Annotated in this window: 15 protein-coding genes and 1 pseudogene; 10 read left to right on the top strand and 6 right to left on the bottom strand. The window is 40.4% G+C overall.

Going from position 1 to position 15,906, the window contains the following annotated elements:
- Positions 1-41: 41 nt before the first annotated feature.
- From FD723_RS22700 to FD723_RS22675, 6 genes and pseudogenes are all read left to right on the top strand, one after another.
- The gene (locus FD723_RS22700; protein WP_041040578.1) at positions 42-242 is read left to right on the top strand and encodes a hypothetical protein; all 201 of its coding nucleotides are present in this window, start codon (positions 42-44) and stop codon (positions 240-242) included.
- Entirely contained in the window at positions 233-634 is a 402-nt protein-coding gene (locus FD723_RS22695) for a type II toxin-antitoxin system VapC family toxin (RefSeq protein ID WP_179067380.1), read from the top strand. The genes FD723_RS22700 and FD723_RS22695 overlap by 10 nt, the downstream gene beginning before the upstream one ends.
- 1 nt (position 635) lies before the next feature.
- Positions 636-863: pseudogene (locus FD723_RS22690) on the top strand (hypothetical protein); the annotation flags it as partial.
- A 43-nt stretch (positions 864-906) separates the two neighbouring features.
- Positions 907-1,299: a hypothetical protein gene (locus FD723_RS22685; RefSeq protein ID WP_179067379.1), complete on the top strand. Its 393-nt coding sequence runs from the start codon at positions 907-909 to the stop codon at positions 1,297-1,299.
- Between the two features lie 329 nt (positions 1,300-1,628).
- A complete protein-coding gene (locus tag FD723_RS22680) occupies positions 1,629-2,015 on the top strand; it encodes a VOC family protein (RefSeq protein WP_179067378.1) in 387 nt (128 codons plus the stop codon).
- A 59-nt stretch (positions 2,016-2,074) separates the two neighbouring features.
- The gene (locus FD723_RS22675) at positions 2,075-2,485 is read left to right on the top strand and encodes a GNAT family N-acetyltransferase (RefSeq protein ID WP_306296988.1); all 411 of its coding nucleotides are present in this window, start codon (positions 2,075-2,077) and stop codon (positions 2,483-2,485) included.
- A 187-nt stretch (positions 2,486-2,672) separates the two neighbouring features.
- Here the strand turns inward: FD723_RS22675 and FD723_RS22670 are convergent, their stop codons facing one another.
- Positions 2,673-3,080 carry a hypothetical protein gene (locus FD723_RS22670; protein ID WP_179067376.1) on the bottom strand — a complete coding sequence of 136 codons (408 nt, stop codon included), beginning with the start codon at positions 3,078-3,080 and terminating at the stop codon, positions 2,673-2,675.
- A gap of 259 nt (positions 3,081-3,339) precedes the next feature.
- Complete coding sequence (locus FD723_RS22665; protein ID WP_179067375.1) at positions 3,340-4,416, bottom strand: PIN/TRAM domain-containing protein; 1,077 nt, start codon at positions 4,414-4,416, stop codon at positions 3,340-3,342.
- A 391-nt stretch (positions 4,417-4,807) separates the two neighbouring features.
- Between FD723_RS22665 and hemW the strand changes: the two genes are divergently transcribed.
- The 4 genes from hemW (at position 4,808) to FD723_RS22645 (ending at position 8,634) form a co-directional block, all read left to right on the top strand.
- Positions 4,808-5,989, top strand: a complete 1,182-nt coding sequence (gene hemW, locus FD723_RS22660; protein ID WP_179067374.1) for a radical SAM family heme chaperone HemW — start codon at positions 4,808-4,810, stop codon at positions 5,987-5,989.
- Positions 5,990-5,999: 10 nt separating this feature from the next.
- A complete protein-coding gene (locus tag FD723_RS22655) occupies positions 6,000-6,887 on the top strand; it encodes a UTP--glucose-1-phosphate uridylyltransferase (protein ID WP_179067373.1) in 888 nt (295 codons plus the stop codon).
- A 133-nt stretch (positions 6,888-7,020) separates the two neighbouring features.
- Positions 7,021-8,142, top strand: coding sequence for a class I SAM-dependent RNA methyltransferase (locus FD723_RS22650; RefSeq protein WP_179067372.1), 1,122 nt, complete (start codon positions 7,021-7,023; stop codon positions 8,140-8,142).
- A gap of 225 nt (positions 8,143-8,367) precedes the next feature.
- The gene (locus FD723_RS22645; protein ID WP_179067371.1) at positions 8,368-8,634 is read left to right on the top strand and encodes a hypothetical protein; all 267 of its coding nucleotides are present in this window, start codon (positions 8,368-8,370) and stop codon (positions 8,632-8,634) included.
- Between the two features lie 423 nt (positions 8,635-9,057).
- Here FD723_RS22645 and FD723_RS22640 read toward each other — a convergent pair whose 3' ends face one another.
- The 4 genes from FD723_RS22640 to FD723_RS43910 form a co-directional block, all read right to left on the bottom strand.
- Complete coding sequence (locus FD723_RS22640) at positions 9,058-10,284, bottom strand: response regulator (protein WP_179067370.1); 1,227 nt, start codon at positions 10,282-10,284, stop codon at positions 9,058-9,060.
- A gap of 397 nt (positions 10,285-10,681) precedes the next feature.
- Positions 10,682-12,301 carry an NAD(P)/FAD-dependent oxidoreductase gene (locus FD723_RS22635; RefSeq protein ID WP_179067369.1) on the bottom strand — a complete coding sequence of 540 codons (1,620 nt, stop codon included), beginning with the start codon at positions 12,299-12,301 and terminating at the stop codon, positions 10,682-10,684.
- 233 nt (positions 12,302-12,534) lie between these two features.
- Positions 12,535-13,554, bottom strand: a complete 1,020-nt coding sequence (locus FD723_RS22630; protein WP_179067368.1) for an LD-carboxypeptidase — start codon at positions 13,552-13,554, stop codon at positions 12,535-12,537.
- Between the two features lie 327 nt (positions 13,555-13,881).
- Entirely contained in the window at positions 13,882-15,879 is a 1,998-nt protein-coding gene (locus tag FD723_RS43910) for an ATP-binding protein (RefSeq protein WP_179067367.1), read from the bottom strand.
- Between the last annotated feature and the right edge of the window lie 27 nt (positions 15,880-15,906).

Below are 15,906 nucleotides of genomic sequence, written 5' to 3'. Positions count from 1 at the left end.
ATTGAAGGTTGCTAATTAAGGGTATAGAGAGAGTTTGACTTATGCTTATCCAGAAGATTGTCCAAGAATTGCAAGACATCCCTGAAGACAAACTAGCAGAAATTTATGACCTAATTCACTACTTTCGGCTAGGTTTAAGTCAAGAACGTACACAACCTCGCACCCCTGGTTTATTGAAAGGACAACTCGGCGATGCTTTCTTTGAACCACTGCCAGAAGAAGAACTCCAGCAATGGGAATGAGCTACCTCATCGACACCCATATTCTGCTGTGGTGGCTCTTTGACGACCCAAAACTCCACACTGACTGCCGAGACATCATTCGCAACCCAGATTATCGGATTATTGTTAGCAGTGCTTCCGCTTGGGAAATTGCCACCAAATACCGGATGGGTAAACTACCCGAAGCCAAACAACTTGTTGAGCAATATTCACAGATATTGCATCAGGCTAAATTTATCGAACTTGCCATCACCACAGACCATGCGCTCAGAGCAGGAAGCCTACCGATCGCCCACCGAGATCCCTTTGATCGTATGATCATGGCTCAGGCTGAAATCGAAAGTTTAGTTGTGATCACCTACGACAAAGCCTTCCATACTGGACTGATTCAGGTAATTCCCGACCTCAAGTAAAGCAAGGTATAGCCAAACCCAGTTAGCCGAGGCGAAATTGCAACAAGGCGATCGCACTGGTGCAGCCACGATGCTGCAAACAGCAGCTAAAACCGCTTTACAAATAGGAGATAAAGGTGCATCAACAGTGTTGCAAACTTCAGCCACTCGCCTGCAAGCTGGTGAAGAACTTTCCGAAGCAGACCTGAAGAAAACTAGGATTGTATCAAAGACTGTTTTACAGGAATAGTAAAAATTTAGCTTAAGGCAATAGATGGTTGAGATGGACAAGTATGATTCATATCCGTTTTAGTGACAACCATTATGGCGGTGAGATTGATCTGTCAGGTACACCGGGAGATTTGAGAAGCATTCGCCAATCGATTATTGAATTGCTTCAAGCTCAGGATGTGCAAGTTTGTATTCCTGCCAATGAAGTTGATCCAGCACCTTATGATTCTTGTTTAAATTCGTTGCTCATTCGTAAGAGTGATTGTTCTCTCAAAGTTATGGTTGCTGGCAGTTCTTTAAAGATTGAAGGAACACCAGAGAAACTGGAAGTGTTTGCAGACTGGTTTAATTTTGACAATAGTACAGAATCAGGCTATCATAATCACTTTGACTACTACGAAGGAAATGAGTGGGTTGATCCTGGCTCAGTTTCATTAGTAATCTCAGTTCAGTAATCTGTACATTGGCAACCGAACAGGCGTGCAATAAAGTTACTAGTTAGAGAATACCTGGATGCGATCGCTCAAGTAGGAAGATGCAAAAAAAAATATTAGCACTTTGCTAAAGCCCTTATCTTGCTAAAACTAGTAAAACTCTGCTAAAAGTGCTACAGGTAAATGATTAGTAGCGTGTCAAGGCTAAAATCTTGCAAAAAAATTGTAGGTTGGGTGGAGGCTTTGCGTAACCCAACATCCTAATATGTGTTGGGTTGCGCTCCGCTCTAGCAACCTACATCTAATGCACAATTTTTTTGCTTGCCACGCCAGTAGCTTGAGAATTACACATGAAAACCACTGGCATTCATCATGTAGCTATTATTTGTTCTGACTATAATCGCTCCAAAAAATTTTATGTCGAAACTTTAGGCTTTCCGATTATTCAAGAGACTTTTCGTGCTGAGAGAAATTCTTATAAACTAGATTTACGAGTTGGAGAAAATGCTCAAATAGAGTTATTCTCTTTCCCAAATCCTCCGCAAAGATTTAGTAGTCCAGAGGCTTGTGGTTTAAGACATCTTGCTTTTCAAGTTGATAATATCGAGGAAACTGTTTTTTACTTAAACTCGCAAGGTGTAGAAACAGAGAATATCAGAATTGACGAAATTACAGGTAAAAAATTTACTTTTTTTAAAGATCCAGATAATTTGCCGTTAGAGATTTATGAAAATTAGGCTTCAGTATGTTAGTAAGAGGATATAGACTGTCTGATACCAAGGCAATCATAAAACTGTTGTACGATACAATTCATGAAATCAATATTTGCGATTACACTCAAGAACAAGTCAATACTTGGGCACCCGAAAATATGGATTATGAAGTTTGGCACAAAAGATTACAAGCCAAGCTTCCCTATATTGCTGACAATAATGGAGAGATAGTTGGGTTTGCAGAATTAGAATCAGATGGTCACATTGATTGCTTTTATTGTCATAGCAAATACCAAAGAAAGGGTATTGGCTCAAAACTCTTAAGTCATATAGAAGATACTGCAAAATTCCAAGAAATTAAACGGCTATATACAGAAGCGAGTATTACTGCGAAGCCATTTTTTGAAAATAGGGGATTTAGCATAGTCAGAGAACAGCAAGTAGAACTGCGGGGAGTTTGGTTTCAAAACTATGTAATGGAAAAATACCTGTGAATTTAGGCAATATCTATATCTGCAAATTCTTAACTGAAAACTTCTCTAGTCACTTCGCCACTTGGTTATTAGGCGATTCTGAGACGCGATGAATCGCCGTCTCTACAATAATCAATCTTTTGTAGAGACGGCGATTTATCGAGTCAATCTCCTGAAGGCAAGTTATTTTGATTATAAGTCAACTTGACTACATAAAATTTATCTGGTTATTTGGGGGACAGTAAATACTTCTACTAAAAGAATCGCCAGTTTCAGCATCCGTTACTTCCACAATTTTGGCATTATCAGTACAGACACTTCTACCTTTAGACATTCTCAACTCACCTTCGACAAAACCAGTCACTATCCACACCATTCGGTTGTTAGAAATCGATGATTTGTACTCTCCTATTTTGGCTGCAAATTCCTCGTATGTTGTTAGTTTTGCTTCTGTTACCCGCATCTTACTAGACTTTTTGAGAACACGTTCAATCGTAATCAAGCGACTTGCTGGTAGGCTATTATTTGCAGGGTATATTCGTACTCTTGAGTTAAATGGTATTAGTTGATTGACTTGCTTTTTTGTCTGTACTGGTTTAGCTGTAACTGTCTGCATTAGCAATAAACTAGTGGTGCTAGCAAATACAAAAGCAGATAATAAAGTTATTGTAAAAATATTAACTATAGTGCAAATGCGCTTCATAATGCTCAGAATGTGAATAACTAATAACACCAGTTTAATTAATTCTTAGCTCTCTACGAAACGCAACAACAGTATTTACAGATAACTGAGTCTGATGAATCCAAATAAATAATCGGTGCAGTCAACCTGCACCGATTGGACAATTTATATTTAATTGCACCGGATATTTACCTCACGCCAATGCTGAAGCTTGGGGTTTGGCAAAAATCATTCTTCCTGCGGTGGTTTGCAAGGCGCTGGTGACTACTACTCGCAGTTCACCACCCACATAATTGCTGCCTTCTTCAACGACTACCATTGTGCCGTCATCTAGGTAGCCAATGCCTTGACTGGGTTCTTTGCCTTCCTTGAGAATTTTTAAATCCAGGTTGTCGCCAGGTAAATAACTGGGACGGACGGCGTTCACTAAATCATTCACATTCAAAACTGGTACTTTCTGAACACTGGCGACTTTAGACAAGTTGTAGTCGTTGGTTAGCAATGTACCGCTGATTTCTTGGGCGAAGCGGACTAATTTAGCATCTACTGTGGGAATATCGTCGTAGTCAACTCCATTTATCAGGATGCGATCAGGGTAATCTTCTTTAATGCGATTGAGAATTTCTAGTCCTCGTCTTCCCCGCACCCGTTTTTGATCTTTGCTAGCATCGGCTACTTGTTGCAATTCTTGCAAAACAAACTGCGGTACGAGAATTTGTCCTTCTAAAAACCCTGTTTCTAGTAAGGCTTCGATACGACCATCAATAATGCAGCTAGTATCTAAAACTTTGGTATTGGCTGGTTTTAGCGTTCCTTCCACTACCATCGATTCGACGGTGTTGGGATTAATGAACCGCAATAAGCCTCGCCCGTGGGTGTCTGCCAAATTCATGCCAGTGACGGAGAGAATAATACTACCGACAACTGCCACCAATGGCTTAATAAATCCAAAATCCGCCGGAATGGGTAGTAAAAATAGTGGGGCTAGCATGAGGTTAGCTAACAATAGCCCAATCACTAAGCCGATCGCACGCGTTAAAATTACTTCTAGGGGCATTTCTTTGACTTGTGCCTCCAAGCGACGATATGTCGTCTGGAAACTCAGCCCGATCGCACCACCAATAATAGCGGCAAAGACGGCAACAACTAAGCGTAAAGCTTCTAGATTCGTTACCTGATCTAGCGCCCCATTGGGTAGTAGTTCAATGCTGTAGAACCCTATTCCCGACGCTGCGAGGATAAATGAGAAAATGATAATTGCGTCAAGCATGGTTGTCTTGTTTTCCTACAACTGTGTTCACCGATTCAGTTAAGTATTTTTTATTGTATCGGTAAGATAGACTAATGAATATTGACTTACACTAAGGGTTTAGGCTGACAATATCTGCAATTATTATAACTAAAGGCTCTTATCTTAATATTTTTCATTGTTTCTTTGTAAAACGACAAAAATTTGTAAATAAACTACTTATTTTTTAAGAATTCAGAATTCAGAATTAAGAAGACTTTGATACCCAAGCTTAATAAGTTTAATAAAATCAAGAAGTTATTGCACGCTTGATTTTGCGATTATTCTGGCTCCTGGCTCTTGGCTCCTGAATTGTTACCTCATTTTTATTGTCTCTAATTTGCAGTTGGGTTAACTCCAAACTTTTCTCAAAATGAGTCAAAATTTTAGTATTTCTGGAATTGTGAGTTCCGCTTATCTGCATATTCCTTTTTGCAGACGGCGGTGCTTTTATTGTGATTTCCCGGTATCTGTTGTGGGCGATCGCTTGCGGGGCGAAACATCTGGTACTATCTCCCAATATGTTGAGGTGCTATGTCAAGAAATTGCCATGACCCCAGCATTTGGTCAACCCCTGAAGACGATTTTCTTCGGTGGTGGTACTCCTTCGCTGTTATCAACAGAGCAGCTACAACGTATACTCAGAGAGCTACAAAAGCATTTTGGGATTGCAACTGGTGCAGAGATTTCTATGGAAATTGACCCAGCCACCTTTGATTTAGCCCATATAGCAGGCTATCACAGTGCAGGCGTAAACCGGGTAAGTTTGGGTGTACAAGCCTTTCAAGAAGAATTATTGCAGAAGGCGGGGCGATCGCACTCAGTTGCAGATATTTTTGCAGCTGTGGAACTGATTCACCAAGTCGAGATTCCCGTATTTAGCTTAGACTTAATTTCTGGGTTGCCGCATCAGTCTCTAGATCAATGGCAGGATTCTCTCTTAAAAGCGGTGGCGCTTCTACCCACTCACATTTCCATCTACGATCTCACTATTGAGCCAGGTACAGCCTTTGGTCGTTACTACAAACCAGGCGATACACCTTTGCCTACGGATGAAGCCACAGTCAAAATGTACCAGATGGGGCAGCAGGTTTTAACTAGTGCAGGTTATGAGCATTATGAAATTTCTAATTATGCTCAACCTGGCCATCAGTGTCGGCATAATCAAGTTTATTGGGAAAACCGCCCTTATTACGGCTTTGGTATGGGTGCGGCGAGTTATGTTGAGGGAAAACGCTTCACTCGTCCACGCAAAACGAAGGAGTATTACCAGTGGGTGCAAGCTGGCGGTGTGATTGATTGTGATGTGACTCCCCCAAAGGAAGTATTGTTAGAAACGTTAATGTTGGGGTTGCGTTTAGCGGAGGGTGTGAGTTTGGCAGGGTTGGCGGAGTCGTTTGGCGAAGAGAAAGTAGAGGAAATTTGCCAGTGTTTGCAAGAATATTTTGAGAATGGTTGGGTAGAAATTGGAGAGGGAAGGTTGCGTTTGATTGATCCCCAAGGCTTTTTGTTTTCTAATGTGGTGTTGGCGGAGTTGTTTGAAAAGTTGGGGTGACGATGCATTTATGCAAAAAAATAAAGTTAGAAAAGCTGTGATTCCGGTAGCTGGTTTTGGTACTCGTTTGTTTCCAGCTACCAAGGTTGTGAAAAAAGAACTTTTCCCGATTATCGATCGAGATGGTAGGGCAAAACCTGTGATTCTCGCAATTATTGAAGAGGCAATTAGTGCTGGAATTGCAGAAGTAGGGATTGTGGTGCAGCCAGATGATAAAGAAATCTTTGAAGATTTATTAAAAAAGCCACCTAAAAAAGAACTTTTAGATAAGCTCTCGCAGCAAAATCAAGAATATAGCCGATATCTCGAAGATTTAGGTAGCAGAATTACCATTCTGTTACAAGAGGAGCAATTGGGCTATGGTCACGCGGTATTTTGTGCCAAAGATTGGGTGCAAGATGAGCCGTTTTTACTTATGTTGGGCGACCACATTTATGCATCTGATATTGAAAAATCTTGTGCTAGTCAAGTTTTAGATATTTACGAACGAGTTAATCAAAGCGTTATTGCCTTAACTACAATGCCAGCAGAAATTATTCATAAAGCTGGGTGTGTAACAGGAGTTTGGCAAGAATTAAACTCGATTTTGTCGGTTACACAACTCTATGAAAAGCCTAGTATCGAGTATGCACGAGAAAATCTTAGTGTAGAGGGAATGGCAGAAAATGAGTTTTTAGGTATATTTGGCTTATATTTACTTACGCCGAAAATTTTTGAATTTCTAGCAGAACATATCAACAAAAATTTCCGAGAACGAGGTGAATTTCAGTTAACATCCTGTCTAGAAAGATTGCGTCAGGAAGAACGAATAACAGGATATGTTGTTAAAGGAAAGTGTTTTGATACAGGTTTGCCAGATGCTTATCGTCAGACAATGATTGATTATATAAATTTCTAGATGAATCGTAGAAAAGTATGAGGCGAATAAAATGATGCCTCCGGCACGCCAAGGGCGAACGCAACTATACAAGCAAAGTCCACCTCCGTGGACTAAGAAAATTTGAGTTACTAATAGCCATTAATTACGAATTATGAATTATTTTGCAACGGTTGCTCGTGGATTAGAAACCCTGGCGGCTCAGGAGTTAGAGCAACTGGGTGCCCATTCCGTAGAGCCAGGATTTTGTGGTGTAGCCTTTGAGGGCGATCGCACTCTGCTTTATCGCGTCAACCTCTGGGCTAGGCTACCGTTCCGCATTTTGGTGCATATCCATGAGTTTCCATGCCTTGATGCTAAGGATCTCTATCGCGGCATTCAGGCTATCGATTGGCAAAACTATCTCACGCCAGATATGACGCTGGCGGTGAATGTCACGGGCAAAAACGATCGCCTCAACCACAGCCACTTCACATCTCTACAGGTCAAAAATGCGATCGTTGACCAACAGAAAGAAAATCTGGGTGAGCGTTCAAATGTGGAACTTCATGACCCAGATGTGCGAGTCAATGTTCATATTGAACGCGATTTTTGTACCGTTAAACTCGATAGTTCTGGAAATAGTCTACACCGCCGAGGCTACCGTCCTGCGGTTGGAGCAGCCCCTCTCAAGGAATCTCTGGCTGCTGCCCTCATTCAGCTTTCGGGCTGGCAGCCAAACCAAATGTTCTACGATCCTCTCTGTGGATCTGGCACTTTACCTCTGGAAGCTAGCTTAAAGGCACTGAATATCGCACCAGGGCTGTTTCGCGATAGCTTTGGATTTGAAAATTGGCTCGATTTTGATTTATCCCTTTTAGAAAAACTGCTCCAAGAAGCTAAGGATAGCCAAATAGACACCCTGCCTGCGCCTATTTGGGGAAGCGATCGCGATGAAAATATAATCGAACAAGCGATTAATAATGCTCAAAACTGCGGCGTTGATAACCATGTATGGTTTTCTCAAATGGAGCTTGCTGATGTTGTCGCCCCCGCAGACAGTGGGATTTTATTTTGCAATCCACCTTATGGCGAACGGCTGGGGCGAGATAGCGATTTGGGGGCATTTTACAAACTTTTGGGCGATGTGTTGAAACAACGCTTCAAAGGCTGGACTGCATTTGTACTCAGTGGCAACAAGGAACTGTCTCAATCGATTGGACTAAAATCATCCCAGCGAATTGCGGTGTACAACGGAGCGCTGCCTTGTCAGTTAATGAAATATGAGTTGTATTAAGGCGATCGCTCTCAACTACTTCTGTTAGATCGTAAAGACGCGATAAATCGCGTCTTTGTGATATTTTTAATACTCTTTAACAAATTTAAATTTAGCAAAAAAAAGCTTGAAACCACCTCTGAATCTATATTCTGGCAGTTATGATGACAACGTTTAAAAAAAGTGGCAGTATAATCGGTGACTGACAACCTGCAATTTATTTATCGTTAAAAGGCAAAGCTATTTATGTCAGATCAATTCACGTTTACTGTTACCAATGATACCGAACAAGCAATTACAGAGTTGTGGGTATCTGTCGATGATGAAGAATGGGCTTCATTTACCTTGAGCGATTCAGGGATTCCATCGGGTGAAACAGTAACAATTGCTTGGGCTGAATACACGAATGATTCGCCCTGTGAATGGTATATCTCTGCTGTATTTGAAGATGAATCAGAAAGTGAGTCAGCCCTATTTAACTTCTGTGAAGAACCAGCTTTAACGTTCGGCTAAATTTCCCAGTGTGATCGCCTACGGCGGGCGTGTACGCCATCGCGCTTGATAGATGATTGCATATCGATTCCAGCCATAACAAACAAGAGCCCTATCTCGAAATGTATCTAGGTGGGGCTTGATAAGTAGGTAGACATAATTAATATAAAATAAACTCCTAGTTTGTAGTGAGCGATTTATCGCTCAGAGCAAGGATTATCAGGACTAAAGTCCTTACTACAAACTTTAAATTTATTTATGCCTAGATACTTATTAGAATTGATATTGGCATGAATAACATCACAGAATGAAATAGAACAAAGCTGAAAGAAAGGTATAAAACTTATTTTACTCCTGAATTCTTCTGTATAGGACCAGTCTTTTCCAGGTGACTTGTAAAATCTATTTTCTTTCTCTGCACGTGGAGAGAAATATAATGTTTGCTTAAGATGATAAATCTGACAGGCTTAACGGTAGTAAGACAGTGAATCTTGTGCAATCTTCAATATTGGTAACTTCTATTGTGCCTTGGAGAAATTCTATAAGCTTCTTAACTAATGTCAAGCCCAATCCTGTCCCGCCAATTTTCCAGAAATCGTTGTAAGGAATTCGGTAAAATGGCTCAAATATTCGAGATTGCTCTTTTTTAGGGATTATTACGCCAGAGTTGCTAATTGTAATTTCAAAGAAGGGCACTTGAGAATTAATTGTCATACCAGATAGCTCGTCTTTATCGATTGCATTTTTTGTCATGTAGATAGTCTGGACAGTTAATCTAATCTCTTCATCAGGGGGAGAATATTTGCAGGCATTGTTGAGTAATTCGGAGATAATTTTGCTAACAACACCTAAGTCTGAAACCATAGGTGGTAAATTTGGAGGAATATTAACCTGGAAAATTTGTTTTTGAGAACGAGCGAGTTCTCGAAAATACAAGGTTAGATGAGGAAGCCAGTCTTGAAGTTGAAATGAAGTTAATTCTAATGGATATGTATCTGTATCAATCATTTGCAGAGACAGCAAAGTGTTGACCAAATCTAGCCCTTTTTCACACTGTTGATGCAGAATAGTTATGTAGCCAGCTACAGACTCAAATGGAGAAAGTAGCTCTGAATTTAAAATACCCTCTCGCTCTAGAATATTTTCTAGCACGGAGATTGTCATTTTGATATTCGATAAGGGCATTCGCATTTCATGAGAGGCGGTTGCTAGAAAATTATTTTTCAACTGGTTGAGCCGTTGAGATTGTGACAATTGCTCCCGTTGATAGCGATTGAGTGCTGTTTGAATAGCAACATAAAGTTGTTGTTCCTTGACAGGTTTGAGGATGTAACCAAAAGCAAATGTCATGTTAGCCCGATCCACAGTGCTTTTGTCAGAATGTCCGGTAATATAGACGACAGGGACTTGAAAACGATTCCAGATTAGCTCCGCCGCCTGAATACCATCCATCTCACCTCGCAACTGGATATCCATCAAAACCAAGTTTGGGAGTAGTTCACCAGCTTTCTCAATGGCCGTTTCTGCCGTATCAATAATATCTAAAACAGTGTATCCCAGCAGTTCTAAAGTTTCTTGTAAATTCATTGACAGGATATACTCATCTTCAACAACTAGAATCCGAACTTTTTCAGTTATCTGTGTGTTTGATAAAATGCTGGTAACATTCATAAAGCTACTTTTTATAAAAGAAATTTTGAAGCGTTTACAAGTAATAAACTGAATTGATTTTATGTATGGCAAGTGTAAACATCATCATTATTAATTACCACGATATAATCCGCAGATATTGAATAAAGTTTCTGTTTTGAACTAAGTAAGGCTGTTCTTTGATTGATGATTCCAAGGGTTAAAGTTTCATGAGTATAGCGAAAAGATGAAACAAGAACATTTGTGGCGTGAAGTATTTCGAGACTATCAAGCTGTGAAACGTTCCAGAATTTAGTTTTTCCTACACCTATTGTCATCCATTCACAGCAAATAAATTTTGTATGTCAAATGAATGTTATTTCCTAAGATGCGATCGCCTTTCCCCTTTTAGAAACAACCATCCATAAAACGTATCTTCTCAGATTTTGTGATTTACGGTTTGCAATATACTTAAAGCCACCGCCTCCGCCACTTTAATACCATCGATACCCGCCGAGAGGATTCCCCCGGCGTATCCCGCGCCTTCACCAGCTGGATAAAGACCGATTGTATTTAAACTTTGATAATTCTCTTTGCGTTTAATCCGAATCGGTGATGATGTGCGGGTTTCTACCCCAGTCAACACGGCATCATCCATCGCAAATCCTTTAATTTGTTTGTCAAAAGCGGGAAGTGCTTCACGAATGGCTGCGATCGCATAATCTGGTAAACTCTCACTCAAATCACCCAAATGTACCCCCGGTGTGTAAGAAGGTTTTACAGTGCCTAATGTTGTCGAGGGGCGATGGTTAAGAAAGTCTCCCACCAACTGTCCTGGAGCTTCATAAGTCCCACCGCCCAATTCAAAAGCTCGTTCTTCCAAACGCCGTTGAAAGTCAATTCCCGCTAAGGCATTTCCCGGATAATCTTCGGGTGTGATGCCCACAACGATCGCACTATTAGCATTGCGCTCATTACGAGAGTATTGGCTCATCCCATTGGTAACAAGTCGCCCCGGTTCTGATGCGGCTGCAACTACCAAGCCTCCTGGACACATACAGAAACTATAGACGGAACGACCATTTTGGCAATGGTGAACCAGCTTGTAATCGGCAGCCCCTAAAAGCTTATGACCAGCTTGAGCGCCGAAACGACATTTGTCGATGAGAGTCTGGGGATGTTCAACCCGAAAGCCGATGGAAAAGGGTTTCGGCTCGATGTAAACCCCGCGTTCAAATAGCATTTGAAAGGTATCGCGGGCGCTGTGCCCCACCGCCAGAATTACATAATTGCTGGCGATATATTCCCCACTGGCGAGGGTAACTCCTCGCACCTGTCCATTTTCGATGTTGATATCTTCCACCCGGCTTTGAAAGCGAATTTCACCGCCCAGGGATTCGATTTTGGCGCGCATACTTTGGACGATTCCTACCAGTTTGAATGTGCCGATGTGCGGTTTATTAATATATAAAATTTCCGGTGAGGCTCCCGCATTGACGAGTTCGGTTAGTACTTTGCGTCCATAGTGCTGAGGATCTTTAACCTGACTGTAGAGTTTCCCATCAGAGAATGTACCCGCCCCACCTTCGCCAAACTGGGCATTAGATTCGGGGTTGAAGTCTGATTTTTTCTTCCAAAAGCCAAAAGTATCAGCGGTGCGATCGCGAACTTTTTTCCCACGTTCTAAAATGATCGGACGGAACCCCATTTGCGCCAGCATCAAACCCGCAAACAAGCCACAAGGACCAGTACCAATGATGATAGGGCGAATCGCTAAATTGCTGGGTGCTTGTGCAACTAGGCGATAACTCATGTCTGGCGTAGCCATCACATGAGGATCTTTTTTCAGGCGCTTGAGTAGATAAGTCTCCTGAGTTGTTTCTACATCCAGAATATAAACAAGAACGATCTCTCCTTTCTTACGCGCATCGTAGCTACGCTTGAAGATGGAATAGCCGATCAATTCTTCATCTGTGATTTGCAGCTTTTTGAGGATGGCAATCTTGATCTCATCTTCAGGATGATCGAGCGGGAGCTTTACTTCTGTTAGTCGTAACATAGCGAGGAGAAATGCATACTGTCTATCAAAATCTTAATCAAAACCATCTTATTTTGGATTTTAGATTTTAAATTTTGGATTTTGGATTGAAAATTCAAAATTTAAGAAGGTCTGAGTGCGAATTTATATTGAGCGGAGTCGAAAAACAAAGTCTTCAAGAGTTGTGCCCGAATTTATACTCGCTCCGCAAGAAGCAAGCTAGGCAAAATAAATCTAAAATCCAAAATCCAAAATTATTTAACAGCCGCCTCTAACATTCGTATTGTCCCAAGTTCAGCATCTATTTCTACTTCTACACCGATTGGCAAGGTAAATTTATCTTTAATATGGCCAATCATTGAACCGTACCAAGCAGGAATCCCTAAAGGAAGTATATGATCTTGCAATACTTGCATTAATGTAAATGATGGTTCATCTCCAAGACTACATTTACTGCATTGCCCAAAGATAAAGCCAGTAATTTGATTAAGTATCCCAGCAGTTTTTAACTGCGTCAGCATTCTATCTACACGGTAAACATCCTCGCCAACTTCTTCTACAAACAGAATACTTTTGTTCCAAGAAGGTAGGTAAGGTGAACCTACCATTGCTGATAGCACTGATAAATTTCCACCTACAAGTTTACCTCTTGTCTTGCCCAGTGCTATTGTCTCTACCCGCACTTCGCTAGGGTTGAGATTTTCCATAGTCACAGCTTCACCATTAAAGAGGATACGCTTGAAGTAATCCACTGTAAACTGATTCCAGGTAGATGTGGCAACTGGCCCATGAAAAGTAATCATTTGACTACGGGCATTAATTGCTAACAATAGTGTTGTAATATCGCTGTACCCGATGATAATTTTCGGATGGGAGCGGATCAGCGAGTAGTTGAGTAAGGGTAAAATGCGATTACAGCCCCAGCCACCACGCATAGGAATAATTGCTTTTATGGTGCGATCGCTAAACATCAAGTTTACATCATCGGCGCGATCGGCATCGTTACCCGCTAAATAGCCGTAATGGTCTAAAATATGCTTCCCCAGCTTGACTTTTAACCCTAACTGTGAAAATGATTGCTGCGCTGTTTCAATATCTTTGGCATCAACAATACCCGCAGGGGCGATTAATCCTACGGTATCACCAACTTGCAACCGGGGTGGCTTGCGGATGGTGTTTGCAGATGGCTTACCTTGAGCGGTAAGTGTTGGTATCTGGGTAGCTAAGGTAGCAAATCCACAGGTTGTGAGAAATTCCCGACGTTTGATAGTCATAACCATTGAGTTGGGGACTAGAGATTGTTTTCCTAATACCCAGTACCCAATTTGCTAAAGAAAGATGTAACTATAACACAATAACGTTTAGTTAAGTCTCAAATCCCTGATAGAGATGCGTTAGCGCCGCAGGTTAGCGTCAGGGGGCGAAGTCCAGTTCAATTTCGCGTCTCTACAATAATTATGGATAACATGTATTTAATTTCACCAGATGTCTAATATTAGGCAATACAGTTTAGATAAACCCAAAACACTTGTAGAGACGACGATTTATCGCGTCTCGAAAACCCAAGCGTATTGTAATATTAGGACTCCTAGAAATCAATATTATTGCTGACTACTTAAAACTTGAATAGGAATTTCAATTTGAAATTCAGTTCCCTCACCTAATGCAGAGATGCAATTGAGCTTACCTTGGTGCTTTTCGACAACAATCTGATAACTGATGGATAACCCTAAACCAGTTCCTTGACCAACAGGTTTAGTAGTGAAAAAAGGATCAAAGATATGTTCTTGAACCTCTGGATTCATACCAGAGCCATTATCTTTGATACTAATTAAAACCGTCTCTTTGTCTAAAAGTAAAGTCTTAATTTTAATAGTTGGTATCTGATTTTCAGACTGCCAAGATTGAATATTCTCCTTTAAGGTATAAATTGCGTTATTAAGAATATTCATAAAAACTTGATTCAACTGGTTTACATAACAACTAACCTTTGGTAAGTCACTATAGTCCTTAACTATCTGGATGTGAGGTAATTTATTGGGCAGTGTCAACTGATGATTCAGAATCATTAATGTGTTATCTATACCTTCATGAATATCTACAGACTTCATTTTTGCTTCATCTAGTCGTGAGAAGTTCCGTAAGCCAAGAACAATTTCTGTAATTCGCTCACTACCTACTGTCATAGATGTCATTAATTTAGGTAAATCATCACACAAATACTCTAGATCAATAGTATTTATTTTGGCTGCTATGGTATGATTTTCTTGAGGATATTGCTCTTGATAAACTGCAATTAAATCTAGTAAATCATTGATGTACCGATTTGCATATCCGAGATTACCAGCAATAAAACTAATGGGATTATTAATCTCATGGGCAACCCCCGCTACCATTTGTCCTAAACTCGACATTTTTTCACTGTGAACCAGTTGAGCTTGTGTTTTTTGTAAGTCAAGCAGAGCTTTTCTTAATTCAGATGTTCGTTCTGCAACTTTTCGTTCTAACTCGTTGTTAGCCTTTTGTAAAGCTTCTGCGGCTCTGACGGTTTCTGTTGCAATACTGGCAATATGAGTAGCTGTTTTCAGAATTTCTAGATGATGCGGAGTTGGATGACAGGGAAATTTATGAGATATAGCAAATGTCCCTAAAACTTCACCAGTTTGTGAAGTAAAAGGTGATGACCAACAAGCTCTAATATTGTAACTCAAAGCGAAATCTCGAAAATCAGCCCATAAAACATCAGTAGCAATATCATTAGCAAATACTGAATCTCCTCGATAAGCAGCAGTACCACAAGAACCACAACATTCACCAATCATCAAACCATCCACACCCTTAGCAAATTCTTCTGGTAAAGTTGGTGCTGCTCCTCCCCGCAGTTGTCGATTTTCTTGATCTACAACTAAAATTGAGCAATACGCCCCTGGTAATTCTTGCTCTAGCAAAATACAAAGATTATTAAAAATTTCATGTAGGTTAACCCCAAAAGTCACTTGTTCTAAAATTTTGCTTTGGGTGTACATTAACGCTTCTGAACGTTTGCGTTCAATCGCTGTTGCTAAGATATGGGTTACAGATTGCAAAAAATGAATATCGTCTGAAGAAAAATCTCTTGCCTCGCTAGCATATACTTCTAGGAAACCTAAAGCTTTACTTGCACCAGGAATTAATACACTCAAACCAGTAACGCTATCTGGAGGAGAAGGGATAGTTAAATCATCTATCTCACAAAATGGCGTGTTGAGCTTAATAATTGGCTGAGTATTCTCTAATAGTTGTTGGACTTGGTGATTAGTTGTGATATTAATCTCAGTAGAGTCTGTTTCTAAAGGTGTTTCGCCAACGCTAGCTACTTTACGTAAAGAATTACTATCTGAAAGTAGTTGCAAAATTCTACTATATTTTATATCTAGTATTTGAGCTACTAACACAACTGTATCTTGGAACAAATACGACAATTCAATCCCTGAAAGTGCCTTTTGTCCTAGTGCATTCACTGCGGCTTGATAGCTGAAACCCATTGATAAATTATCAGCTTTATACCAGTTGTTGTTTGGCTCAGTTGTTTTGCTTGATTTCTCTAAATTTAAGTTCATAAACAAAGTATTATCTTATCTGTGTAT

Origin of the sequence: Nostoc sp. C052, assembly GCF_013393905.1 — a bacterium.
Classification (GTDB): domain Bacteria; phylum Cyanobacteriota; class Cyanobacteriia; order Cyanobacteriales; family Nostocaceae; genus Nostoc.
The sequence above is the reverse complement of the archived record's forward strand: the minus strand, read 5'-3'. Positions and strand labels throughout refer to the sequence as shown.